The sequence below is a fragment of the Streptomyces sp. YKOK-I1 genome (genome assembly GCF_054660435.1).
This window is the reverse complement of sequence record NZ_BAAGDR010000001.1, coordinates 6,076,653-6,101,351: the sequence shown is the minus strand read 5'-3', so window position 1 is coordinate 6,101,351 and position 24,699 is coordinate 6,076,653. Positions and strand designations below refer to the sequence as shown.

General features: G+C 71.1%; 25 protein-coding genes. 10 read left to right on the top strand and 15 right to left on the bottom strand.

Annotation, left to right across the window (positions count from 1 at the left end):
• Positions 1–33: 33 nt before the first annotated feature.
• Both ACYQ8Q_RS27095 and ACYQ8Q_RS27090 read left to right on the top strand, forming a co-directional pair.
• Positions 34–549: a GNAT family N-acetyltransferase gene (locus ACYQ8Q_RS27095; protein WP_460068468.1), complete on the top strand. Its 516-nt coding sequence runs from the start codon at positions 34–36 to the stop codon at positions 547–549.
• A 145-nt stretch (positions 550–694) separates the two neighbouring features.
• Positions 695–1,009, top strand: a complete 315-nt coding sequence (locus tag ACYQ8Q_RS27090) for a PASTA domain-containing protein (protein WP_460068466.1) — start codon at positions 695–697, stop codon at positions 1,007–1,009.
• 20 nt (positions 1,010–1,029) lie between these two features.
• Here the strand turns inward: ACYQ8Q_RS27090 and ACYQ8Q_RS27085 are convergent, their stop codons facing one another.
• The 4 genes from ACYQ8Q_RS27085 to ACYQ8Q_RS27070 are packed head-to-tail and all read right to left on the bottom strand — an operon-like array spanning position 1,030 to position 5,780.
• Positions 1,030–1,725 carry a demethylmenaquinone methyltransferase gene (locus ACYQ8Q_RS27085; RefSeq protein ID WP_460068465.1) on the bottom strand — a complete coding sequence of 232 codons (696 nt, stop codon included), beginning with the start codon at positions 1,723–1,725 and terminating at the stop codon, positions 1,030–1,032.
• 44 nt (positions 1,726–1,769) lie between these two features.
• A complete protein-coding gene (locus tag ACYQ8Q_RS27080) occupies positions 1,770–3,083 on the bottom strand; it encodes an acyltransferase family protein (protein WP_460068463.1) in 1,314 nt (437 codons plus the stop codon).
• Positions 3,080–5,467, bottom strand: coding sequence for a bifunctional polysaccharide deacetylase/glycosyltransferase family 2 protein (locus ACYQ8Q_RS27075; protein ID WP_460068461.1), 2,388 nt, complete (start codon positions 5,465–5,467; stop codon positions 3,080–3,082). Before ACYQ8Q_RS27075 ends, ACYQ8Q_RS27080 begins: the two co-directional genes overlap by 4 nt.
• A gap of 19 nt (positions 5,468–5,486) precedes the next feature.
• On the bottom strand, positions 5,487–5,780 hold the full coding sequence (locus ACYQ8Q_RS27070; RefSeq protein WP_460068459.1) for a hypothetical protein: 294 nt from the start codon (positions 5,778–5,780) through the stop codon (positions 5,487–5,489).
• 406 nt (positions 5,781–6,186) lie between these two features.
• Between ACYQ8Q_RS27070 and ACYQ8Q_RS27065 the strand changes: the two genes are divergently transcribed.
• Positions 6,187–7,224: a chitinase gene (locus ACYQ8Q_RS27065; RefSeq protein WP_460068457.1), complete on the top strand. Its 1,038-nt coding sequence runs from the start codon at positions 6,187–6,189 to the stop codon at positions 7,222–7,224.
• A 33-nt stretch (positions 7,225–7,257) separates the two neighbouring features.
• Here the strand turns inward: ACYQ8Q_RS27065 and ACYQ8Q_RS27060 are convergent, their stop codons facing one another.
• The 5 genes from ACYQ8Q_RS27060 to ACYQ8Q_RS27040 form a co-directional block, all read right to left on the bottom strand.
• Positions 7,258–7,917 (bottom strand): amidohydrolase family protein, encoded by a 660-nt coding sequence (locus tag ACYQ8Q_RS27060; protein WP_460068455.1) that lies wholly within the window; start codon positions 7,915–7,917, stop codon positions 7,258–7,260.
• Between the two features lie 7 nt (positions 7,918–7,924).
• Positions 7,925–9,124 carry a cyclic dehypoxanthinyl futalosine synthase gene (gene mqnC, locus ACYQ8Q_RS27055; RefSeq protein WP_460068453.1) on the bottom strand — a complete coding sequence of 400 codons (1,200 nt, stop codon included), beginning with the start codon at positions 9,122–9,124 and terminating at the stop codon, positions 7,925–7,927.
• A 73-nt stretch (positions 9,125–9,197) separates the two neighbouring features.
• Positions 9,198–10,067: a prepilin peptidase gene (locus ACYQ8Q_RS27050; protein ID WP_460068451.1), complete on the bottom strand. Its 870-nt coding sequence runs from the start codon at positions 10,065–10,067 to the stop codon at positions 9,198–9,200.
• A 10-nt stretch (positions 10,068–10,077) separates the two neighbouring features.
• Entirely contained in the window at positions 10,078–11,799 is a 1,722-nt protein-coding gene (locus ACYQ8Q_RS27045) for a serine/threonine-protein kinase (RefSeq protein ID WP_460068449.1), read from the bottom strand.
• Positions 11,800–11,909: 110 nt separating this feature from the next.
• Entirely contained in the window at positions 11,910–12,758 is an 849-nt protein-coding gene (locus ACYQ8Q_RS27040; protein WP_460068447.1) for a menaquinone biosynthetic enzyme MqnA/MqnD family protein, read from the bottom strand.
• 285 nt (positions 12,759–13,043) lie between these two features.
• On the opposite strand from ACYQ8Q_RS27040, the gene ACYQ8Q_RS27035 reads away from it, so the two are divergent.
• Complete coding sequence (locus ACYQ8Q_RS27035; RefSeq protein ID WP_003974443.1) at positions 13,044–13,247, top strand: cold-shock protein; 204 nt, start codon at positions 13,044–13,046, stop codon at positions 13,245–13,247.
• Between the two features lie 118 nt (positions 13,248–13,365).
• On the opposite strand, the gene ACYQ8Q_RS27030 is transcribed toward ACYQ8Q_RS27035, so the two are convergent.
• A complete protein-coding gene (locus tag ACYQ8Q_RS27030; protein ID WP_460068444.1) occupies positions 13,366–13,929 on the bottom strand; it encodes a helix-turn-helix domain-containing protein in 564 nt (187 codons plus the stop codon).
• 68 nt (positions 13,930–13,997) lie between these two features.
• On the opposite strand from ACYQ8Q_RS27030, the gene ACYQ8Q_RS27025 reads away from it, so the two are divergent.
• Genes ACYQ8Q_RS27025 through ACYQ8Q_RS27015 form a run of 3 tightly spaced genes read left to right on the top strand, consistent with a single transcriptional unit; the run spans position 13,998 to position 15,747 of the window.
• Entirely contained in the window at positions 13,998–14,696 is a 699-nt protein-coding gene (locus ACYQ8Q_RS27025; RefSeq protein ID WP_460068443.1) for an AzlC family ABC transporter permease, read from the top strand.
• Positions 14,693–15,007: an AzlD domain-containing protein gene (locus tag ACYQ8Q_RS27020; protein WP_460068441.1), complete on the top strand. Its 315-nt coding sequence runs from the start codon at positions 14,693–14,695 to the stop codon at positions 15,005–15,007. Before ACYQ8Q_RS27025 ends, ACYQ8Q_RS27020 begins: the two co-directional genes overlap by 4 nt.
• A gap of 53 nt (positions 15,008–15,060) precedes the next feature.
• A complete protein-coding gene (locus tag ACYQ8Q_RS27015; RefSeq protein ID WP_460068440.1) occupies positions 15,061–15,747 on the top strand; it encodes a class I SAM-dependent methyltransferase in 687 nt (228 codons plus the stop codon).
• A gap of 24 nt (positions 15,748–15,771) precedes the next feature.
• On the opposite strand, the gene chvE is transcribed toward ACYQ8Q_RS27015, so the two are convergent.
• From chvE to ACYQ8Q_RS27000, 3 genes are all read right to left on the bottom strand, one after another.
• Positions 15,772–16,866 (bottom strand): multiple monosaccharide ABC transporter substrate-binding protein, encoded by a 1,095-nt coding sequence (gene chvE / locus ACYQ8Q_RS27010; protein WP_460068439.1) that lies wholly within the window; start codon positions 16,864–16,866, stop codon positions 15,772–15,774.
• Between the two features lie 332 nt (positions 16,867–17,198).
• The gene (locus ACYQ8Q_RS27005; RefSeq protein WP_460068438.1) at positions 17,199–17,690 is read right to left on the bottom strand and encodes a peptidylprolyl isomerase; all 492 of its coding nucleotides are present in this window, start codon (positions 17,688–17,690) and stop codon (positions 17,199–17,201) included.
• A 164-nt stretch (positions 17,691–17,854) separates the two neighbouring features.
• Entirely contained in the window at positions 17,855–18,316 is a 462-nt protein-coding gene (locus ACYQ8Q_RS27000; protein ID WP_460068437.1) for a hypothetical protein, read from the bottom strand.
• 104 nt (positions 18,317–18,420) lie between these two features.
• Here ACYQ8Q_RS27000 and ACYQ8Q_RS26995 point away from each other — a divergent pair, with 104 nt between their 5' ends.
• From ACYQ8Q_RS26995 to ACYQ8Q_RS26985, 3 genes are all read left to right on the top strand, one after another.
• Positions 18,421–19,374 carry an aminoglycoside phosphotransferase family protein gene (locus ACYQ8Q_RS26995; RefSeq protein ID WP_460068436.1) on the top strand — a complete coding sequence of 318 codons (954 nt, stop codon included), beginning with the start codon at positions 18,421–18,423 and terminating at the stop codon, positions 19,372–19,374.
• A 76-nt stretch (positions 19,375–19,450) separates the two neighbouring features.
• Positions 19,451–20,062, top strand: a complete 612-nt coding sequence (locus tag ACYQ8Q_RS26990; protein ID WP_460068435.1) for an RNA polymerase sigma factor — start codon at positions 19,451–19,453, stop codon at positions 20,060–20,062.
• Positions 20,059–21,114: a CU044_5270 family protein gene (locus ACYQ8Q_RS26985; RefSeq protein WP_460068434.1), complete on the top strand. Its 1,056-nt coding sequence runs from the start codon at positions 20,059–20,061 to the stop codon at positions 21,112–21,114. The genes ACYQ8Q_RS26990 and ACYQ8Q_RS26985 overlap by 4 nt, the downstream gene beginning before the upstream one ends.
• Positions 21,115–21,132: 18 nt before the next feature.
• On the opposite strand, the gene ACYQ8Q_RS26980 is transcribed toward ACYQ8Q_RS26985, so the two are convergent.
• Positions 21,133–23,058: an AMP-dependent synthetase/ligase gene (locus ACYQ8Q_RS26980; RefSeq protein ID WP_460068433.1), complete on the bottom strand. Its 1,926-nt coding sequence runs from the start codon at positions 23,056–23,058 to the stop codon at positions 21,133–21,135.
• 256 nt (positions 23,059–23,314) lie between these two features.
• A complete protein-coding gene (locus tag ACYQ8Q_RS26975) occupies positions 23,315–24,673 on the bottom strand; it encodes an acetyl-CoA C-acetyltransferase (RefSeq protein ID WP_460068432.1) in 1,359 nt (452 codons plus the stop codon).
• Positions 24,674–24,699 lie beyond the last annotated feature (26 nt).

Below are 24,699 nucleotides of genomic sequence, written 5' to 3'. Positions count from 1 at the left end.
GCAGAATTGATCACCCGGCTGAAGGGCTGCCCCGTGAACCGAGCTCTCCCCGTAGTACGGCTGCGTGTCCCCACGGACGAGGACGCGGTCGCGTGGCACCGGATCTTCGATCATCCGGACGTCATGGAGTTCCAGGGCCACCGGTCCGCCGAGCTCTCCGCCTACGAGGAACTCACCGCCCGCCAGCGCCGGCACGACGCCGAGCACGGCTTCTGTCTGTGGACCATGCTGGACCGCGAGGACCGGGTCATCGGCTTCACGGGGGCGCAGCCGTGGCCGGCGGACTGGGGCCCCCGGGGCGAGATCGAGATCGGGTGGCGGCTCGGGCGGGAGCACTGGGGGCAGGGGTACGTGACGGCGGCCGCGCAGATGACGCTGGAGCGGGTGCGGGCGGCCGGCGTGCCGACGGTGGTGGCCATGGTCGACGCGCAGAACGCCCGCTCGATCGCCGTCACCCAGCGCCTCGGGATGCGGCTCGCGGAGGTCTTCACCTCGCCGGAGGGGAAGCGGAAGGGGCACTGCTACCGGCTGGACCTCCAGCCCCGCTGACGCCCCGCCGCCCCGGCGCCGGTGACGCTGGGTAGCGAGAAGTCACGGATGGACACTCAGCGCTTCCGGACGGCACACCTGTGCGGTTACCCTTCCAGTATCGCTGGGGGTGACATCTGTGCTCATACCGCCCAAGACACCCGAAGTGCGTGTGCCACGGTTCGTCGGCCTGATGGCCGTGGACGCGCGCGAGACGGCCACGGCGCAAGGCGTGCTGCTGGCCGCACCGGACCGGCCCGACTTCCACCGGGCCGTCGTCGACTACGTCGTACGGCAGTACCCGCCGCCCGGGGTGGAGGTGCCGCGCGGGGCGGTCGTCACCGTGTGGTTCGACTTCGCCGAGGGCGAGGGCGGTGGTGGCGCGGGCGTACGGGAGCCGCGCGTGCCGAGACCGGGCGGAGGCGGTCTGGAGCGCGAACTGGACCGCCCCAGGGACCCCTTCGAGCCCGTCGCGCTCTGATGGCCCGGTCCTGAGAGCGCTCAGGCCTGCTTGAAGCCCCGGTGGAGGGTCACCACGCCGCCCGTGAGGTTGCGCCAGGCCACCCGGGACCAGCCGGCCTTGCGCAGCAGCTCGGCGAGCGCGGGCTGGTCGGGCCAGGCCCGGATGGACTCGGCGAGATAGACGTAGGCGTCCGGGTTCGAGGAGACCGCGCGGGCCACCGGGGGCAGGGCGCGCATCAGGTACTCGGTGTAGACGGTGCGGAAGGGCGCCCAGGTCGGGTGCGAGAACTCGCAGATCACGACCCGTCCGCCGGGCCGGGTCACCCGGTGCATCTCACGCAGGGCCGCGTCGGTGTCCTGCACGTTGCGCAGGCCGAAGGAGATGGTGACGGCGTCGAAGGTGTCGTCCTTGAACGGCAGCCTGGTCGCGTCCCCGGCCGTGAACGGCAGCCAGGTGTGCTTCTTCTTGCCGACCTGGAGCATGCCGAGGGAGAAGTCGCAGGGGACGACGTACGCCCCCGTCGCCGCGAACGGCAGGGAGGAGGTGGCCGTGCCCGCGGCGAGGTCCAGGACCTTCTGCGCCGGGCGGGCGTCGACCGCCTTCGCGACCTCCTTGCGCCATCTGCGGTCCTGGCCGAGCGACAGCACGTCGTTGGTCAGGTCGTACCGTTCCGCCACGCGGTCGAACATCGAGGCGACTTCGTGGGGCTGCTTGTTCAGGGAAGCGCGGGTCACCTCGCCATTCTTGCAGCACGGCTCCGGCGGGCCGCAGGACACCCTCAGGGCAGCAGCCTCGGCTTCTTCTTCGCCGCCACGTCCTCCACCCACCCGGCCAGCAGGACGAAGAGGGCGATCAGCACCCAGCCGATGCCGAACATGAACCACTGGCTCTCCAGCGGCAGGTACTTCTCGAACGCCGGGACGTTCCAGAACTGGTCGATCAGCGGGACGGCGAGGATCAGGGCGATCTCGTGCCAGAGGTAGATCGTGACCGCGCGTGCGTTGAAGACGGTGACGATCCGGTTCGTGCGGCGGAAGCGGGTCAGCCACGCGAAGTCGATGCCGAAGTACGACTTCGCCCACATCAGCAGCAGGACGCAGCCCGCCGACCAGAAGGCCTGCGCGAGGGGGTTCTCGTCCAGGTCGTAGGTGCCGAAGTCCGCCTGGTGCGCGAAGGCGTACCAGCCGCCGAAGCCGACCGCGGCGAGCGAGAGCACGACGACGAGGGCCGGCTTCAGCTTCTGGAGCACACCGTCGCGGTGCGCGAAGCCGAGCATCCAGCAGAAGAGGTACGTCGACAGGTCCCACAGGGCGCTGCCCAGCCGGTTGTCGGGGCCGGACCACACGAAGTTCAGGACGAGGATCGGCGCGAGGGACAGCGCGAGGACCGGGAGCGGCGCCAGCCGGAAGGCCCGCAGCAGCAGCGGGGAGAGCAGCACGAACCAGAGGTAGGTGCGCAGGTACCAGAGGATCTCCCAGGCCTGCTCGCCCCAGGCGTTGCCCGGCGGGTCGCCCAGCGGGACGATCCAGTAGACGATCTCCCAGTTCGGCATCCAGTCGTGGATCAGCATCGCCAGGACGACGAAGACGCCCCAGAACCAGAAGGGGGGCAGCAGCCGGCGGAGCCGGCTCTTGATCACCTTCGCCGCCGGGCGCTCCAGGGACTTGGCCATGAGGGTGCCGGCCAGGCCGAACATGATCCCCATCGAGGGGAAGACCATGCCGGCCCAGGCCCAGCCGAAGGTGTGATAGGTGACGACCCTGATCAGGGCCAGGGCCCTGAGGGTGTCGAAGTAGCGGTCCCGGGTGGGGGCCGCGGACTTGGTCTCCTGGGCGTCCGTCGCATCGGCACCCGGTGCCACCGGTTCAGGCTCCGGATCCGGCTCCACCACCGGTAGGGGGGCCGTGGCCTCGGGCGCAGGCACGTACTCGGGGTACGGCGGCTGCTGCGGCTGCGGCTGCTGCTGCCCGTACTCCTCATAGGCGTACGGGTACTGCGGCTGCTGCTGCCCGTAGCCGTACCCGTACTGCTGCTGGTCGTAGCCGTACTGCTGCTGGTCGTACCCGTACGCCTGCTGCTGTTCCCAGCTCATCCGCTCACCCCCGCCGGGGTGCCGACCTCGCCGGTCCGCTTCAGTTTCTGCCAGCGCAGTCGGCCGCCGGTGAGGGCGGTGATGCAGGAGTGGATGAGGACGAGGTACATCATCTGGCGGTAGGCCAGCTGCTGGAGCGGCATCATCAGCAGGTAGCGGTACTTCTCCCGGTCGAGGCGGAAGGCGTACGCCGCGCAGCCCAGCTGGATGCCGAGGACCGCGAACCAGGCCAGCAGGGCCGCCTGGAAGTCGACGAAGATCATCGAGTAGACGGTGAACACGTCGATCAGCGGGGCGAACACCGGCGTGACGATCTGGAAGAGGACCACCAGCGGCATGCCGACGCGGCCGAAGCGGCCCGAGGGGCCCTTGTCGGTCAGCGACTTGCGGTGCTTCCACAGCGCCTGCATGGTGCCGTAGGACCAGCGGTAGCGCTGCGACCAGAGCTGTTTGAGCGAGCCGGGCGCCTCGGTCCAGGCCTTGGCGTGCTCCTGGTAGACGACCTGCCAGCCGGCGCGGTGCATGGCGATGGTGATGTCGGTGTCCTCGGCGAGGGTGTCCTCGCTCATGCCGCCGACCTCCAGCACGGCATCGCGCCGGAACGCGCCGATCGCGCCGGGGATGGTCGGCATGCAGCGCAGCAGGTCGTACATCCGGCGGTCGAGGTTGAAGCCCATCACGTACTCGATGTGCTGCCAGGCGCCGATGACGGTGTTGCGGTTGCCGACCTTGGCGTTGCCCGCGACCGCGCCGACCTTCGGGTCCGCGAACGGCTGCACCAGCTGGTGCACGGCGTCCGGCTCGAAGACGGTGTCGCCGTCCATCATGATGACGATGTCGTAACTGGCGTTGCGGACACCGTTGTTGAGGGCGGCGGGCTTGCCCGCGTTCTCCTGCCGGATGACCCGGACGTTCCGCATGCCGAGCGAGGCGGCCGCGTCCCGCGCGATCTCGCTCGTGCCGTCCGTGGAGCCGTCGTCGACCACGATGATCTCGATCGGATGGGTGCTCTGCGCCAGCGACTGGAGGGTGTTGGCGATGCACTCCTTCTCGTTGTACGCCGGGACGATCACGCTGACCGGCCGGGTGATCGTCGGCCCCCAGCTGAAGCGGCGCTTGTTGCGCAGCCGGTAGTGGCGGCGGGCCAGGATGAGCATCATCCCGAACCGGCCCATGACGGCCACGCCGACCACCATCAGCCCGACCGACAGCGCCGGGACCGTCCACTCGGCGAGGGCGACCGCTCCGATGAGGGCCTTGCCCTCGTAGAGGGTGACACCGGTGGCCTCGCGGTGGGCGGCCTGGAGGGGGTTGCGGGCGGCCACCGAGCCGGTGCCGGTGTTCCCGTTGCCCGTGCCGGCGTTCCCGTACCCGTTGCCCTCGCCGTTCGGCGCGCCACCGGGCTGCTGACCGTTCTGCTGCCCCGCAGCGGCCCCCGCGCCGGAGCCGGAAGCCTGCTGTCCGCCGGTGTTCTGGCCGCTCGCGGTCGCGCCGGCGCCGTTCTGGTCCTCCAGCACCCCGCTGATGGTGGTGAAGGTGTAGCCCTTCGCCTTCATCTTCTTGATGTACTTCGGCAGCGCCGTGATGGTCTGCGACCGCTCGCCGCCCGCGTCGTGGAAGAGGACCGAGGCGCCCTCGTCGTCGTCGGGCGTGGCCCACTTGATGATCTTCGAAACGCCGGGCTTCTTCCAGTCGTCGCTGTCGGTGTCGACGAAGACGCTGGTGTAGCCGTCCGCGCCGAGCTCCTTGTAGACGGGCCAGCTGTAGTTGTCGATGGCGTCCGTCTCGGAGGAGTACGGGGCGCGGAAGAGCGTGGTGGTGATGCCGGCCGCGCCCGCGAGCGCGAGCTGGGTCTGCTGCATCTCGCGGTCGACGCGGGCGTCGCTCTGGTAGGAGAGGTCGACGTGGGTGAAGGTGTGGATGCCGACCTCGTTGCCCTGGTCGACCATCGTCTTCACGATGCCCGGGTAGCGGGAGACCATCGAGCCCACGACGAAGAACGTGCCGGGGACGTCGTACTCCTCGAGGATCTCCAGGACCTTCGGTGTCCAGGTCGGGTTGGGGCCGTCGTCGAAGGTGAGCGCGATCGTCTTGTCCGGGACGGACACCGTCGTCGCCTGGCCGCCCCGGAAGGTGAGGATCGGGCCGCCGTCGAGGACCTTGTCCGGGACCTTGCTGGCGCTGGCGCCGGTGCGCACCCGCTGGTCGCCGCCGACCTCGGCGCGCAGATATCCGTCGAGCAGCATCACGCTGGTCAGCGCGAGCAGGAGCAGCAGGGCGAGGATGACGCGCGGTTTCTGCAGCGCCGAGGCCTTGCCCGCCGCCCGCTTCATACGGGTGGGGGCGCGGCGGCGCCCGCGGGAGGGTGTCGTCGTCGTGGTCATGGCAGTGGTGGCGGTCCCGTCAGTTGGCGGAGGCGGAGGCGGACGGGGAGGCGGTGCCGGTGGGCAGCGAGGAGCGGCCGGTGCCGCCCGGACCGCCCACCTCGTAGCCCACGCCCCCGTTGGGGCGGATGCCGCCGGAGGGGCCCTGCCGGTTCTGGCCGTTGCCGCCGAACGGCAGCAGCGAGGACGGGGTCAGGGAGGTGCCCCAGCCCATGAAGGCCGCGCCGAGGACGGTCGCGTAGGCGAGGCAGCCGACACCCAGGAGGATGCCGATGCGTCGCAGCAGCTTGGACCTGCGTCCGGAGTTGTCCACGAACACGGGACCGTCGGCGGCGTTGCCACCGCGTTTGCGACGGCGACCGCGAACGGCGTCATGACTATCGACGGCAGGCTCGGAAGACTCGGAATGCATTCCCCGGATATTAGGGAGTCTTTATGTGCCGGGAACCCGGAAATCCATGTGAGAGACCCATGAGAAACCCCTTAACCTGTCTCTTTCCTGAGAGTCTCACAGAAATCCTGCGCGGAGGGCCGACCATGAGGGAGGGTTGAATGCCCCTCCTCCGGGGGTGATTGTCCGTTTTTGCCGTGCCGTGTCCGTGAGGCCCCTGTACGTTCACTGTCTTAAATTTGTGCGGCCTCATGTGAGACATTTTCCTTTGGAATACGTACTCCTATTTTCCCCTGAGACGCAAATCACGAGAGCGGGTGCATGTCACATGAGGAGTTTCCTGAAGCCGATGGCGGGGCTCAGTTGCCTGTTTGCCCTGGCCACGGCGGGGTGCTCCGCAGGGTCCGACGGCACGTCGGACGCGGCACCCGAGCCGCCCGATCGAAGCTCGTCTTCCCCGTCCGCGAGCGCCACGGAGGAGGCTTCGTCCGGTACGTCCTACGCGCCGTACGTCAGTGCGTCGGAGGCCTCCGACAACGACTCCGCGGGCTCGCCGGGGACGTACAACCTGGCCTTCGTCATCTCCGACGGCAGCAGCTGTACGGCGAAGTGGAACGGCACGGAGGCCATCGACGACTCGGCGGTCACCTCTCGTATCTCGGCGCTGACCGATTCCGGCGCCACGGTCCGCGTCTCCTTCGGCGGGGCCTCGGGCAAGGAGCTGGCGTCGACCTGTGACAGCGCGTCGGCGCTGGCCGAGGCGTACGGCGAGGCCCTCGACGCGGCCGGCTCCGCCCAGGCGGACTTCGACATCGAGGGCGACGAGCTGACCGACTCCGCCTCGGTCGCGCTGCGTTCGAAGGCGATCGCGCTGCTCCAGGCGGACCGGTCCGACCTGGAGGTCTCCTTCACGCTCCCGGTGATGCCGTCCGGTCTGGACGACGACGGGATCGCGCTGCTGGAGTCCGCGAACAAGTACGACGTACAGGTCTCCACGGTCAATCTGATGACGATGAACTACGGCGAGTCGTACACCGGGGACATGGGCGCGTACGCGATCACCTCGGCGAAGGCGGCGCAGGAGCAGTTGCGGGACGTCTTCGGGACGTCGGACGAGACCGCGTGGAAGGGGATGGCGCTCACGTCGATGATCGGCACGAACGACGTGGACAACGAGACGTTCACGCTGTCCGACGCGGCCCAGGTGCGGGAGTTCGCGGAGGAGAAGGGGATCGCGTGGGTGTCGATGTGGGCGACGTTCCGGGACCAGCAGTGCGAGGACGGGACGGACACGGATGACGCGCTGACCAATTGCAGTGGGGTGGACCAGAGTTCGGGGGCGTTCGCGGAGGCGTTCTCGGGGTAGGGGGTGGGGGCGCCCCCCAAAGGCACAAGCCGGCTACCTGGACCGGTACAGCAGCCTGCCCTCGATCACCGTCGCCACGCAGCTCGATGCGCCCTTCGCCGTCAGGGCGGCCTCGTCCTGCGCGTCGAAGACCGCCAGGTCGGCCCGGGCGCCCACCTCCAGGGGGCCGTGGACCGTGCCCGCCAGGTCGTAGCCCTCGGCGAAGGGGTCGAGGTCGGGGTGGTCGCCCAGGAGCAGGCCGGGGGCGCCGGTGACCGGGACGACCCGCAGGCCGGAGCGGGTCACCGCCTGGGCCACCAGGGGGTCGGTGAAGCGGGCGCCCGGGGCGGCCAGGGCCGTGGTGCCGTGGCCCAGCATCCGCTGGAGGCCGCGGCGGACGCTGCCCGACCAGCGGGTCTCGGTCAGCTCCAGGGCGGCCAGCCGCTCGCCCCACAGCGGGAGTTCGCCGAGTGCGTCGTACTCGCGCGGGTCGGGGTGGTAGCAGCGGCGCAGCAGCCACAGGCTGTGCCACTGGCGCAGTCCGGGGGTGAGGACGCCGGGCCAGCGGCGGACGCGGGCGCCGGGGGCCGCGGCGGCGACCTCGTCGTACGGTCCGAGGGCCGCGATCCGGCCGCCGTCGACGGCGACGGCGCCGTCCGGGACGGGTGCCGCGCCGACCGGCAGGAGCAGGGGCGCGGCGTGAATCGTGAGCAAGACGGACCTAGTTGGAAGCGAGCAGCTTCAACTCGGGGTGGGCCGTGCCGCCTTCGATGGCCGTCGAGGAGATGTGGGACATCACGCGCTCGTCCACCGGGTCGTTCGCCGGGTCGTCGTGGACGACGAGGTGCTCGTAGGTGGTCGCGCGCTGGGCGGGGACCCGGCCCGCCTTGCGGATCAGGTCGATGATCTCCAGCCGGTTGGAGCGGTGCCTGGCGCCCGCCGAGGAGACGACGTTCTCCTCCAGCATGATCGAGCCGAGGTCGTCGGCGCCGTAGTGCAGGGAGAGCTGGCCGACCTCCTTGCCGGTGGTGAGCCAGGAGCCCTGGATGTGCTGGATGTTGTCCATGAACAGGCGCGCGATGGCGATCATCCGCAGGTACTCGAAGAGCGTCGCCTGGGTGCGGCCCTTCAGGTGGTTGTTCTCGGGCTGGTAGGTGTAGGGGATGAAGGCGCGGAAGCCGCCCGTGCGGTCCTGTACGTCACGGATCATCCGCAGGTGCTCGATGCGCTCGGCGTTGGTCTCGCCGGTGCCCATGAGCATGGTGGACGTCGACTCGACGCCCAGCCTGTGCGCGGTCTCCATGATCTCCAGCCAGCGCTCGCCGGACTCCTTCAGGGGCGCGATGGCCTTGCGGGGGCGTGCGGGGAGCAGTTCCGCGCCCGCGCCGGCGAAGGAGTCGAGACCGGCCGCGTGGATGCGGGTGATGGCCTCCTCGACGCTCACCTGGGAGATCCGGGCCATGTGCTCGACCTCGGAGGCGCCCAGCGAGTGGATCACCAGCTGGGGGTAGGCCTCCTTGATGGCGGAGAAGTGCTTCTCGTAGTACTCGACGCCGTAGTCGGGGTGGTGGCCGCCCTGGAACATGATCTGGGTGCCGCCGAGTTCGACGGTCTCGGCGCAGCGGCGCAGGATGTCGTCGAGGTCGCGGGTCCAGCCCTTGGCGGTGTCCTTGGGGGCCGCGTAGAAGGCGCAGAACTTGCACGCCGTGACGCACACGTTGGTGTAGTTGATGTTGCGCTCGATGATGTACGTCGCGATGTGCTCGGTACCGGCGTACTTGCGGCGGCGTACGGCGTCGGCGGCGGCGCCCAGGGCGTGCAGGGGCGCGTCGCGGTAGAGGACGAGCGCCTCCTCCGGGGTGATCCGCCCGCCCTCGGCGGCACGGTCGAGCACGGACTGGAGGTCGGCCTTCTCGGTCACCGGAAGCGGCCCTTTCGTCAAGGGGTGAGGACGGACCGAACCAGCCTACGCCAGCGTTTTCCCGCAGCTCTCCTCAGGCCGCGTACGCGCCGATCAGCACCCCCGTGAAGGCTCCCATGAGCATGAAGGGGCCGAAGGGGACGGTGGTCCGGCGGGTGGCGCGGCCGGCGACGGTGAGCGTGAGGCCGTAGAGGGCGCCGAGGACGAAGGCGGCGAGGGTGCCGAGCATGAGGGTCGGCCAGCCGTACCAGCCGAGGACGGCACCGGTCGCGAGGGCCAGTTTCACATCGCCGAAGGCCAGGCCGGCCGGGTTGAGCAGATGCAGCAGGAGATGGCCTGCGGCGAGGGCGAGGGAGCCGAGGAGGGCCGTCGTCCAGCGTCCGGCGTGTTCGGGGAGATGGGCGGTCACCCCGAGGAGGGCCAGGGCGGTGCCCGCGAGGGGGAGGGTGAGGGGGTCGGGGAGGCGCTGGACCCGTACGTCGACGACCGCCAGGAGCACCCCGGCCGGGGCCAGCAACAGCCAGACGGCGAGTTCGGGGCGGGTCCCGGTGGCCGCGGCGAGAGCCGCGCAGAGGACGGCGGTGACCGTGGGCAGGAGGAGCGCGCCGGGGGCGTACGCCGGAGTGGGGGGCGTGGGTGCGGGCCGGCCCGGGTCCGGCGACGCGCCGGGGCCGGACGCCACCGTCGATGCCGATGCCGATGCCGTACGGCGCGGGGAGTCGGCCCGGGACGGGCCGGCGGGGGCGGCGCAGCCGCCGCACCGCGCCCGACCGAGCCAGCCGCGCAGCGGGTGTCCCGCCGGGCAGGTGTCCCGCCACCCCTGGCCGGCCTGCTCGACCGGCACCGAGAGGCGGTACGCCGGCCGCGGCAGGAACGCTCCCGCCAGCGCGCCCCACAGGACGGCGACGGCGACCAGGGTGAGGGTGTCGGGAGGCGTGGTCATGGACAGCCTCCTACCCCACCTTGGACAGCCGGGCCGTCGGATTGCCCTCCGCGCTGCTGTCCGAGGTGTAGGTGAGGTCGTCGCCGGTCGGGGTGAAGCGGATCGTGTGGGGCTCGGGGTTGCAGCCGGAGTGGTTGGACTTCGCGCCCACCGAGTCGGCGACGACCTCCTTCGCCGTCACCTGCTTCAGCGTCAGCTCGTCCACGCAGACGCCGCCGAGGACGTCGGTCTGCCGCAGCTCGCCCACCTTCGCGCCCACCGCGGCCGGGCGCAGGGTCACCCGGAAGGTGCCCATGGGGAGGGTGCCGCCGAGGCCGGTGCCCTCGCCCTCCCAGGTGCCGGCGTACCGGGCCGGCAGGGCGCCGGGCGCCTCGCTCCCCGCCGGGCTCGACGCGGCCGTGGGCGCCGGACTCGACGCCGCCGTGGGCTCCGCGCTCGACGCGTCCGTGGGCGCCGAGGAGTACGCGCCGCTGCCGGCGTCGGCGTTCGTACCGTCACCGTCGCCGCCCGGCAGCAGGTCGAACACGACCACCGAGCCGACCGTCACCGCCGCCAGCGCGCCCGCGACCGCCAGGGCGACGGTGCAGCTCAGGCGCCGTCCGCGCCCGCCCTCCCCCGGCGCCGCCGCGGCCGACACGGTGACGGACACCTTCGCCGGACGCCCGCCGTCCTCGGTCTCCCTCGCCACCGGCGCGTCCACCGGTGTCGCCGGGACCGCGTCCATCACCGGCGGTGGCCCGAACTCCCCCGCGGTCACCGGCCGCTGGGCCGCCACGGCCACCCGGCTGAACCCCACCGGCCCCGAAGCCACCTCCTGCGCGTCCGTCGCCTCGGCCGCCTCCAGGTTCAGCAGCTGTACGGCGCTCCGCCCCACCTGCTCCACCAGCGCGCCCGGCAGCCACCCGCCGGCCATCAGCCGCGCCGCGCCCTCGGGAGCGAGCCGCCGGGCCAGTTCGCCGGGGGCGGGCCGGGCGGAGGGGTCCTTGGTGAGGCAGGCCTCGACGACCTCCCGCAGCAGCCCGGGCGCCAGCTCGCCGAGCACGGGTTCCTCGTGGACGACCTGGTAGAGCAGGGCGGCCGAGGAGTCGCCGGGGAAGGGGGGTTCACCGGTCGCGGCGTACGCCAGCACCGCGCCGAAGGAGAAGACGTCGGCCGCGCCGGACACGCCCCGGCCGAGGATCTGCTCGGGGGACATGTAACCGGGCGAGCCGACGGAGACGCCGGTCGAGGTGAGCGAGGCCGTGCCGTCGGTCGCACGGGCGATGCCGAAGTCGATGAGCAGCGGCCCGTCCACGGTGAGCAGCAGGTTGGAGGGCTTGACGTCCCGGTGCACCAGCCCCAGCTCGTGCACCGCCGCCAGCGCCTCGGCGAGCCCCGCGCCGAGCGCCCGTACGGTGTGCTCGGGCAGCGGGCCGTGGGCGGCGACGGCCGCGGCGAGCGAGGGGCCGGCCGCGTAGGCCGTGGCGACCCAGGGCACGGCTGCCTCCGGGTCGGCGTCCAGCACCGGCGCGGTCCAGGCGCCGCCGACCCGGCGGGCGGCCTCGACCTCGCGCCGGAAGCGGGTGCGGAACTCGTCGTCGAGGGCGAGGTGCGGATGCACGATCTTCACGGCGACCGTGCGGCCCCCGGCGCTGCGGCCGAGGTAGACCCGGCCCATCCCGCCGGAACCGAGCCGGCCGAGCAGCCGGTAGGGCCCGACGGCTGTGGGTTCGTCGGCTCCGAGCGGCTGCATGACGTTCCCCTTCCCCCCGTCTGCGCATGCGGTCGTACGAGCGCTTCATCGTCGTGCCCTGACGACGCCCGGCGCAATGCCGATCCCGCCGCCGATCCCGTCCGGCCCGCTCAGGCGGGAAGCAGCTCCACCCGTACGTCGGCCGGGAAGCCGGTGGTCGGCCCCACCCGGCGGGCGAACTCGGCGACCGCGTTCAGCTGGGGGGTGCCGAAGCGGAAGTCGAGGGTGGTGAAGTAGCGCTCCAGGACCCGCTCGTCGAAGGCCTCCCAGCGGGCCGCCTGTTCGGCGACCTTGGAGACCTCCTCCAGGGAGAGGTTGCGGGAGGCGAGGAAGGCCTGGTGGACCTCGCGGGTGATCACCGGCTGCCGTTCGAGGTAGTCCCGGCGGGCCGCCCAGACGGCGAAGACGAACGGCAGCCCGGTCCACTCCTTCCAGAGCGTGCCGAGATCGTGCACCTGGAGGCCGTAGCGCGGACCGTCGAGCAGGTTGGCCCGCAGCGCCGCGTCGCCGATCAGTACGGCCGCCTCCGCCTCCTGCATCATCAGGCTGAGGTCGGGCGGGCAGGTGTAGTAGTCCGGCCGTACGCCGAACCGGTCCGCCAGCAGCAGCTGGGCCAGGCGCACGGAGGTGCGGGAGGTGGAGCCGAGGGCGACACGCGCCCCGTCCAGCTCGTCCAGCGGGACCTTCGAGACGATCACGCAGGACATCACCGGGCCGTCGCAGCCGACCGCGATGTCGGGGAAGGCGACCAGGTCGTCGGCGTTCCGGAGGAACTCGACGAGCGTGATGGGCCCGATGTCGAGGTCCCCCCGCACCAGCTGCTCGCTGAGCTTCTCCGGGGTGTCCTTGGTGAGCTCGAAGTCGAGGAGCGTGCCGGTCCTCGCGAGGCCCCAGTACAGGGGCAGGCAGTTCAGGAACTGGATGTGGCCTACGCGCGGCCGGGTGCGAGAATTGTCCACATCGCGAGACTAGCCCCGGTGGAGTACCCTTCGAACTCCGACCCCCCGGGTCAACCCCTTCACCGGATGTTCAAACATCCGGGTGACGTGATCTTGACCCCTATTGCTTTCGGCTGCCCGCATGCTAGGCTCGCCGCAAGTTGCAGTTTGGTTTCCCTTGCAGTACAGAGCCTGCGGAGCATGTAACCGCGGGCTCTTGACATTTTCAGACGTATGCATTGTGCGGCACTGCTTTCACCTTGCAGGTTCTGGAGCAGGGCAACCCTTTGGGCCCAAGGAGGGCTTATGGCTACCGGAACCGTGAAGTGGTTCAACGCCGAAAAGGGCTTTGGCTTCATCGCCCAGGAAGGCGGCGGCCCCGACGTCTTCGTCCACTACTCCGCGATCAACGCGCAGGGTTTCCGTTCCCTCGAGGAGAACCAGCAGGTCTCCTTCGACGTGACGCAGGGCCCGAAGGGTCCGCAGGCGGAGAACGTCACCCCCGTGTGACGATCCTCCCCCCTGTGATCGCAATCTGAAAGCAGTACCCAAGGAGCCCCGTGCCGTCCGGCACGGGGCTCCTGCCTTTCCCCGGTGAATTTCCGGTGAATTCCTCGGGGGGACCCCCTCACACGTGCTGCATCACCAGCACGAAGGTCGTCCCCGGCGCCAGCGCCTCGTACGCGTGCGGGACATCGCCGCGGTAGGTCAGATAATCGCCCGGCTCCAGCACGAAAAGCTCCCCGGCGGGCCCCGCTTTCACCCGCCCCGTGCTCACGATCAGATGCTCGACCGTGCCCAGGATGTGCGGCTCCGACACCCGCGCGGCGCCCGGCTCGGCCCGCAGGTGGTAGAGGTCCCGGCGAGCGCCCGGCGGGCTGGCCGACAGCAGGGTCGCCGCGTACGGCGCCTGCTCCGAGGCGACCGTCGGCCCCTCCCCCGCCCTGATCACCCGGACGGCCGGCACCGGCGGCTCGACCAGCGCGCTGAACGGCACCCCCAGCGCCACGCCCAGCGCCCAGATCGTCTCCATGCTCGGATTGCCGCTCGCCGCCTCCAGCTGGGAGAGCGTGGACTTGGCGATTCCGGCCCGTTTGGCCAGCTCGGAGAGGGACAGACCGGCGCGTGCGCGTTCCCGCTTCAGGGACGCGGCGATCCAGTCCAGGGGCAGTCGGGCGGGGGTCTCGGGCATGCCGTTCGCTCCATCGGGTCGTTCGTTCGGCTTGACGAACAGGGGCACTTCTGTTCATTGTAAAAAACATGCGTTCGCCACAACGAACACCCTCGGGACCCGGCCGGATACGGCCATTCGTCCGCGACAGCTCACTCGTCTGGGTGGCGAGCGGGGTGATCGGCCTCTCCTTCGGCGCACTCTCGGTGGCCGGCGGACTGCCCGTCTGGGTACCGGTGCTGATGTCCCTGACGGTGTACGCGGGCTCCGCCCAGTTCAGCGCCGTCGGCGTCCTGCTCGCCGGGGGCGGTCCGGTCGCCGCCACGGCCACCGGACTGCTCCTCAACACCCGTACGGCCGCATTCAGCCTCGCGGTCGCCGACCTCCTCGGCCCCGGCCGGGCCGCCCGGCTGCTCGGCGCCCATCTGGTCACCGACGAGACGGTCGCCTTCGCCCTCGCCCAGCCGGACCCCGCCCGCCGCCGCACCGCCTTCTGGGTCTTCGGCACCGGCCTGTTCGCCGTGTGGAACGCGGGCGTCCTCACCGGCGCGCTCGCCGGGACCGCGCTCGGCGACCCGGCCCGCTACGGCCTCGACGCCGCCTTCCCCGCCGTACTCGTCGCCCTGGTCCTGCCGACCCTGCGCGCCGACACCCGGCTGCGGCGCCCCGCGGCGCTCGGCGCGCTCCTCGCCCTGGCGGCCGCGGCGTTCGTCCCCGCCGGCGTGCCGGTGCTGCTCGCGCTCGCCGGCCTCCTGGCGTACGGCCGTACGGACGGCGTACGCCGGTGAACGCGACGGTCGCGACGATCCTGGCGCTGGCGGTGGGCACGTACGCCCTCCGGCTGGTCGGACCGGCGCTGCACGGGCGGGTCGAGCCGCCCGCCCGGGTGCGGGAGCTGCTGTCGGCGGGCGCCGTCGTGCTCCTGGTCGCCCTGCTGGCCACGGGCGCGCTGACGGAGGGCGGCGGTTTCGCCGGATGGGCCCGCCCCGCCGGGGTACTGGTGGGGGCCGCGCTCGCCTGGCGCCGGGCGCCCTTCCCGGTGGTGGTCCTCGGGGCGGCCGTGACGGCGGGGGTGCTGCGGGCGGCGGGGGTGGCCTGAAAGCATCCTCGGGCAGCCGTCGTTGTCAGTGGCCTTGGCTAGGGTCCCCGGCCATGACCGACGCCATCGACCCCACAGCCACCGCAGCCACCCCCGCCACCCCTGAGTTCGTCACCGCCACCCGCACCTTCTACGACGCCATCGCCGAGGACTACGCCGAGCGCTACAGCGACGATCTGGGGCCGAGGCCGCTGGAGCGGGCCGTGCTCACGGCGTACACCGAGCTCGTCGCCCCCGGCGGACGGGTGGCGGACCTGGGCTGCGGGCCCGGCCGGACGACGGCGTTCCTCGCCCGCCAGGGCCTCGACGTCTTCGGCCTCGACCTGTCGGAGTCGATGCTGGCGATCGCCCGGCGCGAGAACCCGGGGATCCGCTTCGAGCAGGGCTCGATGCTGAAGCTGGACCTGCCCGACGGCCGGCTGGCCGGGGTGGTCTCCTTCTACTCCTCCATCCACACCCCGTGGGACGAACTGCCCGCCCTCTTCGCCGAGTTCCACCGTGTGCTCGCCCCCGGAAGCCCCCTCTTCCTCGGCTTCCAGGTCGGCGACGAGCCCCGGCACTTCGATCAGCCCTGGGGCCACCCGGTGGCCCTGACCTTCCTGCGCAGGCGCCCGGAGGCGATGACCGAGCTGCTGACGGCGGCCGGCTTCGTCCCGCTGTCGTGCACGGTACGGCAGCCGGAGTCCGCCCTCGGCGAGAAGACCCCGCACGCCTTCCTGATCCTGCGCAAGGCCGGCTGACGGCCGCTTCGGATCGGCCGACGGCTACTTGAGCTCGGCCGCGGTGTAGAAGCCGCCCGCGACCAGGACGTACTCGTAGTTGGACTTGTCCACGCTGGTGGGCTGGAGCAGATAGGCGGGCACGGCCTTCACGCCGTTGTTGTAGTCCCTTCTGTTGTTCAGCCGGGGCGTCCTGCCGCTGAGGATCGAGTCGACCATGTCGGAGGCGACCTCGCCGAGCTGCCGCACGTCCTTGTAGACGGTCTGCGACTGCTCGCCCTTGATGATCGACTTCACCGAGGCGAGCTCGGCGTCCTGTCCGGTGACGATGGGGTACGGCTTGCTGTCGGTGCCGTAGCCGTACGACTTCAGCGCCGTCAGGACACCGATGGAGATGCCGTCGTACGGCGACAGGACCGCGTCGAGCCGCCCGCCGACATAGGACTGGGAGAGGATGCCGCTCAGCCGCTTCTGCGCGGTGGCCCCGTCCCAGCGCAGGGTGGTGACCTTCTCCAGCGTGGTCTGGCCGGACCGGACGACCAGCTTCTTGCTGTCCAGGTACGGCTGGAGCAGCGCCATCGCCCCTTCGAAGAAGTACTTGGTGTTGTTGTCGTCCGGAGAGCCGGCGAACAGTTCGATGGTGAACGGCCCCTTGCCGTCCTCCAGGCCGAGCTGCTCGATGATGTAACGGGCCTCGAGCCGGCCGACCTGCTCGTTGTCGAAGGACACGTAGTAGTCGACGTTCTCGGTGCCCAGGATGAGCCGGTCGTAGGAGATCACGGGGATGTTCGCGGCAGCGGCCTGCTTGAGCACGGTGTTCAGCGACTTGTTGTCGATGGCCGCGATGATCAGCGCGTCGACGCCCTTCTTGACGAGGTCGGCGATCTGCGCGACCTGCTTGTCCGGGTCGTCGTCGCCGTAGACCAGCTGGGTCTGGTAGCCCTGGTGCGTCAGGTCCTTGACCATGCTCTTGCCCTCGGTGAGCCAGCGCTCGGAGGTCCGGGTCGGCATGGCGATGCCGATGGTGCCGCCCGTGGAACCGTTCCCGGAACTGTCCCCGCTCAGCTGCCCGCAGGCGGACAGAGTTAAGGCGGAGGCCGCTCCGGCGAGGGCGGCCAGAGCGGATCGTCGGTTACGCATGCTGATCGTTCCTTGTTCTTCTCGTCGTTGAGAGGATGACGGCGCATCAGATGCAGGCGAGGGAGCGGCGGCGTGGGGGACTCACCTTCCAGATGTTCGAAATACCGTCACCTGATCGAAAAAATGTTGGCGCGACCCTAGGAAGCGGTTGCGGGGGGTGTCAACGGGGTGCGCGCGAACGGTTACAGAAAGCAGTGACGGGGGGAACGGGCGTAAACGGCTGCGGCGGGCGGGTCCCGGTGAGGGGAACCCGCCCGCCGCAGCTCACAGCAGGTGTCACAGGCGCCTCAGGCGTCACACGTGCCTCAGGCGTCTCGGGTGTGGCGTACGTCTCAGACGGTGCCGGAGGCCGAGATGGTGATCTTGGCGGAGGTGCGGCCGGAGTCGCTGCCGAGGCCCTCGATCGTCTTGACGACGTCCATGCCCTCGACGACCTCGCCGAAGACGACGTGCTTGCCGTCCAGCCAGGAGGTGACGATGGTGGTGATGAAGAACTGCGAGCCGTTGGTGTTGCGGCCCGCGTTGGCCATGCTCAGCAGACCCGGCTTGGTGTGCTTGAGCTGGAAGTTCTCGTCCTCGAACTTCTCGCCGTAGATGCTCTTGCCGCCGGTGCCGTTGCCCGCTGTGAAGTCACCGCCCTGGAGCATGAAGGCCGGGATGACGCGGTGGAAGGACGAACCGGCGTAACCGAAGCCGTGCTGGCCGGTGGCCAGCTCGCGGAAGTTGCGGGCGGTCTTGGGCACGACGTCGTCGTACAGCTTGAAGACGATGCGCCCGGCGGGCTCGTCGTTGATGGTGATGTCGAAGTAAACGTTCTCGCTCATGGAGCCCATAATTCCTCGCTTCGGCCGCCTACCGGTAATCGGCGGGACCCGGCACGGCCCGGCAGTCCTCCTGGGCGGCGGGGCCGGGCATGGTCACTTCCGCCCACACGGTGGCCAGGACGGTGACGACGATCAGGCCGCGGCCACCCTCGGCGGCCGGCGCCTCACATCGGCCGTGCCCCCTTGGTCGAGGCGTGTCGGTGAAGGGCCGCTCCCGTCAGGCACAGGCACAGGGCCGCCACGGCCAGCCGGTACGGGCCGGTGCCCGACCGTTCCCAGACCAGCAGGAGCCATACCCACGACGAGATCCACAGCAGCGCGCAGAGCGAGAAGCAGACGGACGCGCCCGTCCTGGCCCAGCCCGGTTCCGGTCTGCTGCGGGGGTGTCCCTCCAGCACCTCGCGGTGCCGAGTGGCGAACCAGAACGCCAGGAAGCCCGGGGTGAGGGCCGCCATCTCCGCGAACTTCAGCACCGACCGCGCCCAGCCGGGATCCGCGTCGTAGCCGGTCCAGTACACCGCGACCGACCAGCAAAGGATGACCGGGACGGTCAGGATGCACCCGGTGCCCACTCGCCCCGGCACCGTGGTCAGCACGGCCCGCAGCGGGATCCTCCGCGTTCTCACGTCACATGCCTCCGCATCCCGTCCTCCACGGCGCCCGTCCGGCGGCCGAGGTATACGCGACGAACCTGTGCGCCCGGCGTCCGGTGGTCGTGAGAATGGGCCGCATGATCGAAGTGCCGGAGACGTTCGTCCGTCAGACCGTCGAGCGGGAGAGGGAGGAAGGGGCCCGGTGGATCGGGCAGTTGCCTTCGCTTGTCGGGGAACTGGTCGGGCGGTGGGAATGCGTCGTCGATGGGGACGTCCTGCACGGCGGGGTCGGGATCGTCGTCCCCGTCGTGGCGGCTGCGCACGGGCCCGCCGTGATCAAGGTGTCGTATCCGCATCCCGGCAACGTCCACGAACCCGACGCCTTCGCCGCCTGGGGTGGGCGGGGGGCCGTGCGGCTGTTCGCGCGGGACGACGTGCGGTTTGCGATGCTGCTGGAGCGGGTTCGGGCGGAGTCGCTCGCCGAGGTGGAGGACACGGACGAGGTCGCCCTCGTCGCGGGGCGGGTCAGTCGGCGGCTTGCCGTGGACGCGCCCGACGGACTGCCCCGGATGCGGGACATGGCCGTCGAGTGGGGTGAGGAACTCGCGCGGGACCGGGCCGAGTTGCGTCACGCCGTCTCCGACCGGGCCGTCGACGCCGCGCTGGCCACCGTACGGGAGCTCGGGCCGGAGCAGCCGGATCTCGTCGTGCACGGTGATCTGCACGCGCGGAACATCCTGCGGGCCGAGCGGGAGCCGTGGCTCGCCGTCGATCCGAAGGGGTGGGCGGGGGATCCGGCGTACGACGGGGGGACGCTGCTCAAGGCGCTCGGGCTGCGGCTGATCTCCCTCGACGATCCCGGTGAGGTGCGCAAGGCCGGGTTCCGGGTCCTGGACGTCTTCTCCGAGGCCGCCGGGCTGGACCGGGAGCGGGTCGGGCGCTGGGCGCACTTCCATGTCGTACGGGCCGCGTTCCACGGGCGGCGGCACGGGTTCCGGGTGGCGCGCGGCGGGCCGTTCCTCGACCGCCTCAACGCGTTCGTGGAGGGGTTCGCGGAGGTGCTCGTCCCGGGCCGCACCAGGCGCCCGTGAACCCGGTCCGCGTCCGTGGACAAGAGCTGAGTGAACTCTGTGCACTTCCTCTGGCCCTCCGACCCATGGACCGTCCATGACTGACTCCGATGCCGTGCTGATGGCGGCGTCGCTCGACGAACCCGAGCGTTTCGCGGTGCTGTTCGACCGCCACGCGCCCACCATCCACCGGTATGTCGCCCGGCGCCTCGGCCGGGACGCCGCCGACGACGTCACCGCCGAGACCTTCCTCACGGCCTTCCGGATCCGGGCCCGCTACGACAGCGGGCGCGCCGGTGTCCGCCCCTGGCTGCACGGCATCGCGGCGAAGCTGATCAGCCGGCACCGGCGGGAGGAGGTGAGGGCGCTGCGGCTGCTCGCCCGCACCGGGCACGACCCGGTCGCCGAGTCCTGGACCGACTCCGCCGACGACCGGGTCACCGCGCAGTCGGTCTCCCGGCCGCTCGCGAAGGCGTTGGCCAGGCTCTCCGAGGGGGACCGGCACACGCTGCTGCTGTTCGCGTGGGCCGACTTCACGTACCAGGAGATCGCCGAGGCCCTGGACATCCCGGTGGGGACCGTGCGGTCCCGGCTCAACCGGGCCCGCAGAAAGCTGCGCTCGGCGACGGACCTGCTCAGCCCCTTCACCGAACCGACCGACCAGGCAGTCCCCTTCGCACCGCACGCACCGGAAGGTGACCTCGCATGAATGAGATGAACGAGCCCGCCGCGGCCGTCCGTGCGCTGCGCGCCGACGCCCCGCTCCCCGACAGCGACCGTCTCGCACCCGGGCGCGCACTGCTCTGCGAGGCGTTCCAGCAGGATGCCCGCCCGGCCCAGGCCCCGGCCAGGCCCGCGCCCCGGCGCCGAATCCTCCTGGTCGCCGCCGCGGCCGGCGCGCTCGCCGTCACCGGCGCCCTCGTCTCCACCCTCCCCGACGACGCCGCCGAGGCCCCCGCCACGGCCTCTCCCGCGCCGGGCCGTCAGGTGCTGTCCGCGCGGGCCTCCGCCGACACCCTGGAACTGGCCGCCGCGACCGTGCAGAGGCTCGGCGCCGCCGAACCCGGGCCGAAGCAGTGGGTGTACAAGAAGGAGACGTCCCTCGGTTCCGGCGGCTCGACCACGGAACTCTGGACCCGCTGGGACGGCTTCGGCGAGGCCCGGCTGCCCGGTCTCCCGCACACCGACGACCTGTCGACGTTCGACCCGGACAAGCTCCAGGTCTCGTACGGTCCCCCGAAGGAGACGGACTGGAGGAAGAACGGCTACGACGACCGCTCGCAGCGCGCGTTCTACCGCTTCCTCGCCACCCTCCCCAGCGATCCGGACCGCATGATGGCGGCGATCCGCAAGGAGCGCGCCTTCGGTGACTTCGAGGGCGAGACGCGGGCGCAACGGGACTGGCGGGAGATCAGCATCCTGTACGGGTCGGTGCTGATCCCGCCGAACGCGCAGGCCGGGCTCTTCCGCGCCCTCGCGAGGATTCCCGGCGCCCAGGTGGAGAAGGGCATCGAGGACCCGATCGGGCGCCCCGCCATCGGGGTGACGGTGAACTACGTCAAGGCCGTGCCCTCGGGCTATCAGGGCAAGCAGGAGCTGTACTTCGACCCGGAGACCTACGCCTATCTGGGCGAGAAGGCACACCTCCCGTCGGCCTGGAACACCACGGAGAGCGGCCCGTCGATGCCCCCCAGGTCCCTCGATGTGGTCACCGTCCGCGACGCCTGGGGAGTCGTGGACAAGCCGGGCGAGCGCCCCTAGGCCGGGTCCGCCACCGTCCTACTGCGTGTACAGCCCCTCCACCTGTTCCGAGAAGTCGCGCAGGATCGTCTCGCGGCGGAGTTTCATGGAAGGGGTGAGGTGGCCGGCTGTCTCGGTGAAGTCCACCGGGAGGACGGTGAAGCGGCGGATGGACTCCGGGCGGGAGACCAGCTTGTTGGCCTCGTCGATCGCCCTCTGGAGGACGGCGGTCAACTCCTCGTCGCCGAGCAGCAGTTCCACCGGCACCGGATGCTTGCCGTTCATGTTGCGCCAGTGGGTGAGGCCGTCGGGGTCGATGGTGAGGAGGGCGGAGACGTAGGGGCGGGCGTCGCCGAGGACCAGGGCCTGGGAGATCAGGGGGTGGGAGCGGAGCCAGTTCTCCAGGGGGGCGGGGGCCACGCTCTTGCCGCCCGCCGTGATGATCATCTCCTTCTTGCGGCCGGTGATGGTCAGATAGCCCTCGTCGTCCAGTTCGCCCAGGTCGCCCGTCGGCAGCCAGCCGTCGGGGGCGGCGGGGACGACTCCGCCCGCCGCCGGGTCCCAGTAGCCGCGCAGGACGTGGTCGCCGGCGATGAGGATCTCGCCGTCGGCGGCGATCCGGATCTTCGTGCCCGGCAGGGGCCAGCCGACCGTGCCCAGGCGGGGTTTCAGGGGCGGGGTGACCGTGGAGGCGCCGGTCGTCTCCGTGAGGCCGTAGCCCTCGTAGATCTCGATCCCCGCGCCCAGGTAGAAGGAGGAGAGGCGGCGGCCCAGGGGGGAGCCGCCGCAGATGGCGTGGCGGACCCGGCCGCCCATGGCGTTGCGGATACGGCGGTACACCAGCGGGTCGTAGAAGGTGCGGGCGGCGCGCAGGGTGGCGCCGGGGCCGGAGCCGGTGCCGGTCTTCTGGGCCTCGACGGCCTCGCCGTAGCGGCGGGCGACGGAGACGGCCCGGTCGAAGGTGGTGAGGCGGCCGCCCGCCTCGGCCTTCGCCCGGGCCGTGTTGAAGACCTTCTCCAGCATGTAGGGGATGGAGAGCAGACAGGTGGGTCTGAAGGCGGCCAGGTCCGGGAGGAGGTCGTCGGCCTTCAGGCTGGGGGCGTGGCCGAGGCGGACCCGGGCCCGGATGCAGGCGATCGCCACCATCCGGCCGAAGACATGGGACATGGGGAGGAAGAGGAGGACGGAGAGGTCCTCGCCCCGTGAGTCGCCCTTCGACTTGAAGACCGGGTAGAGGAGTTCGATCGCGTTGTCGACCTCGGCGAAGAAGTTGCCGTGGGTGAGCGCGCAGCCCTTGGGGCGGCCGGTGGTGCCGGAGGTGTAGATGAGGGTGGCGAGGGTGTCGGGGCCCAGCACCCCGCGCCGGACGGCGACCTCGCCGTCGGGGACATGGACGCCTGCCTCGCCCAGCCGGTCGACATGGCCCTTCTCCATCACCCACATGTGCTGGAGGTCGGGCAGCCGGTCGCGCTCGGGGCCGAGGGCGGCGGCCTGGCCGAGGGTCTCGGTGACCAGGGCGACCGCGCCGGAGTCCTGGAGGATCCAGCGGGTCTGGAAGACGGAGGAGGTGGGGTAGATGGGGACGGTGACCAGACCGGCCGCCCAGGCGGCGAAGTCGAGGAGCGTCCACTCGTACGTCGTACGGGCCATGATGGCGATCCGGTCGCCCGGCATCAGCCCTTCCGCGATCAGCCCCTTGGCCACGGCGTGCACCTGGGCGGCGAAGTCCTCCGCCGTGATGTCGGTCCAGGTGGCGTCCTGCTCCTTGCGGCTGAGGACCACCGCCTGCGGGGCGGCGGCGGCGTTGTCGTAGGGCAGGTCGGCGAGGGAGCCGTGGGTGACCGGCTGAGCGAACGCCGGTACGGCGGCCTCGCGTACATGACCGTCCAGCCGGCGCGTCTCGGGTTCCACGAGGGCGGGAGGAGCGTCGGCGAAGTCGGTCGAGGTGGCGTAGGGCGTGGACACGGGCGGCTCCCTTGGCGTGCAGCGCGAAAGAACTGCTTGCTGCAAAGACGTACGTGCCTCGGGTATGGAGGCGTTCACCGGGATGGCCCCGAAGAAAGAGGTTACCGACGGTTAGGTAGGGGATCGTACGGCGTGGGCGTGGGGGGCTTGTGGGTGTTCGGGGATGATCCGGGGTCAGGGCTGTGCAATCTCGGAGATTATGTGACAGGGGCTCAGGTTCGCTCGCGGTTCAGCCCTGACCGCTGGTCAGCGGGGGTCAGGGGCGTTCCAGTACCGCCGTCACGCCTTGGCCGCCGGCCGCGCAGACCGAGATCAGCCCCCGCCCCGGAACGCCTCGTTCCGCGAGCAGCTTGGCCAGGGTCGCGACGATCCGGGCGCCGGTGGCGGCGAACGGGTGGCCGGTGGCGAGGGAGGAGCCGTTGACGTTGAGCTTGTCGCGGTCCACCGGGGCCAGGCCCTGCTTCTCCCAGGCGGCGAGCGTGGCCAGCACCTGGGAGGCGAAGGCCTCGTGGACCTCCACCAGGTCGAAGTCCTCGATACCGAGGCCGGCCCGCTCCAGCATGCGCGGTACGGCGTAGGCGGGGGCCATCAGCAGCCCGTCCTCGCCCTTGCCGACATCGCCGTGGACGAAGTCGACGGCCGCCGTCTCGTACACGGTGAGGTAGGCGAGCGGTTCCAGGCCCCGGACCTCGGCCCACTCCTCGGAGGCGAGCAGGACGACCGCCGCGCCGTCGGTGAGCGGAGTCGAATTGCCCGCCGTCATCGTGGGGTTCGGCCCGTCGGTGCCGAACACCGGCTTCAGCGTGGCGAGTTTCTCGACGGTGGAGTCCGGGCGCAGGTTCTGGTCGCGGGTCAGGTCGTGGAAGGGGACGACCAGGTCGGAGAAGAAACCGCGTTCGTACGCGGCCGCCAGTCGCTGGTGGCTGGCCGCCGCCAGTTCGTCCTGGGCCTCGCGCTCGACGCCCCAGGCGCGGGCGGTGACCGCCGCGTGCTCGCCCATGGACAGACCGGTGCGGGGTTCGGCGTTGCGCGGGATGTCGGGGACCAGATGGGAGGGGCGGATCCGGGCGAGGGCCTTGAGGCGGCCGGCCGTCGTCCTGGCGCGGCGGGCCTGGAGCAGGATGCGGCGCAGTGAGTCGTTGACGCCGAGCGGGGCGTCGCTCGCGGTGTCGGCGCCGCCCGCGACGGCCGACTCGGTCTGGCCGAGGGCGATCTTGTTGGCGGCGGCGATGACGGCCTGCAGGCCGGTGCCGCAGGCCTGCTGGATGTCGTAGGCGGGGGTGCGCGGGTCGAGCCGGGAGCCGAGGACGGTCTCGCGGGTGAGGTTGAAGTCGCGGCTGTGCTTGAGGACGGCGCCGGCGACGACCTCGCCGACGACCCCGGGCACGTCGAGCCCGTAGCGGGTGGCCAGGCCGTTGACCGCCGCCGTGAGCATGTCCTGGTTGGAGGCGGTGGCGTAGGGGCCGTCGGAGCGGGCGAAGGGGGTCCGGCTGCCGCCGATCACCGCGACGCGGCGGGCGCGCGGGGGTTCGAAGGCGGGTTTCCGCGCGCCTCTCAGATAGGTCACCTTCGACGGCTCCGGGGTACTCGCCCGCGACGGCTCCGAGGTACTCATCTCGACCTGCTCCTCACCCTTGACCT

Excerpts from the sequence above, each read along its gene's own strand:
- ACYQ8Q_RS27080 (WP_460068463.1), bottom strand. The coding sequence starts at position 3,083 with ATGAGCTGGGAACAGCAGCAGGCGTACGGGTACGACCAGCAGCAGTAC.
- ACYQ8Q_RS27075 (WP_460068461.1), bottom strand. The coding sequence starts at position 5,467 with ATGACCACGACGACGACACCCTCCCGCGGGCGCCGCCGCGCCCCCACC.
- ACYQ8Q_RS27065 (WP_460068457.1), top strand. The coding sequence starts at position 6,187 with ATGAGGAGTTTCCTGAAGCCGATGGCGGGGCTCAGTTGCCTGTTTGCC.
- ACYQ8Q_RS27050 (WP_460068451.1), bottom strand. The coding sequence starts at position 10,067 with ATGACCACGCCTCCCGACACCCTCACCCTGGTCGCCGTCGCCGTCCTG.
- ACYQ8Q_RS27045 (WP_460068449.1), bottom strand. The coding sequence starts at position 11,799 with ATGCAGCCGCTCGGAGCCGACGAACCCACAGCCGTCGGGCCCTACCGG.
- ACYQ8Q_RS27035 (WP_003974443.1), top strand. The coding sequence starts at position 13,044 with ATGGCTACCGGAACCGTGAAGTGGTTCAACGCCGAAAAGGGCTTTGGC.
- ACYQ8Q_RS27030 (WP_460068444.1), bottom strand. The coding sequence starts at position 13,929 with ATGCCCGAGACCCCCGCCCGACTGCCCCTGGACTGGATCGCCGCGTCC.
- ACYQ8Q_RS27025 (WP_460068443.1), top strand. The coding sequence starts at position 13,998 with ATGCGTTCGCCACAACGAACACCCTCGGGACCCGGCCGGATACGGCCA.
- ACYQ8Q_RS27015 (WP_460068440.1), top strand. The coding sequence starts at position 15,061 with ATGACCGACGCCATCGACCCCACAGCCACCGCAGCCACCCCCGCCACC.
- chvE (WP_460068439.1), bottom strand. The coding sequence starts at position 16,866 with ATGCGTAACCGACGATCCGCTCTGGCCGCCCTCGCCGGAGCGGCCTCC.
- ACYQ8Q_RS27005 (WP_460068438.1), bottom strand. The coding sequence starts at position 17,690 with ATGAGCGAGAACGTTTACTTCGACATCACCATCAACGACGAGCCCGCC.
- ACYQ8Q_RS26995 (WP_460068436.1), top strand. The coding sequence starts at position 18,421 with ATGATCGAAGTGCCGGAGACGTTCGTCCGTCAGACCGTCGAGCGGGAG.
- ACYQ8Q_RS26990 (WP_460068435.1), top strand. The coding sequence starts at position 19,451 with ATGACTGACTCCGATGCCGTGCTGATGGCGGCGTCGCTCGACGAACCC.
- ACYQ8Q_RS26985 (WP_460068434.1), top strand. The coding sequence starts at position 20,059 with ATGAATGAGATGAACGAGCCCGCCGCGGCCGTCCGTGCGCTGCGCGCC.
- ACYQ8Q_RS26975 (WP_460068432.1), bottom strand. The coding sequence starts at position 24,673 with ATGAGTACCTCGGAGCCGTCGCGGGCGAGTACCCCGGAGCCGTCGAAG.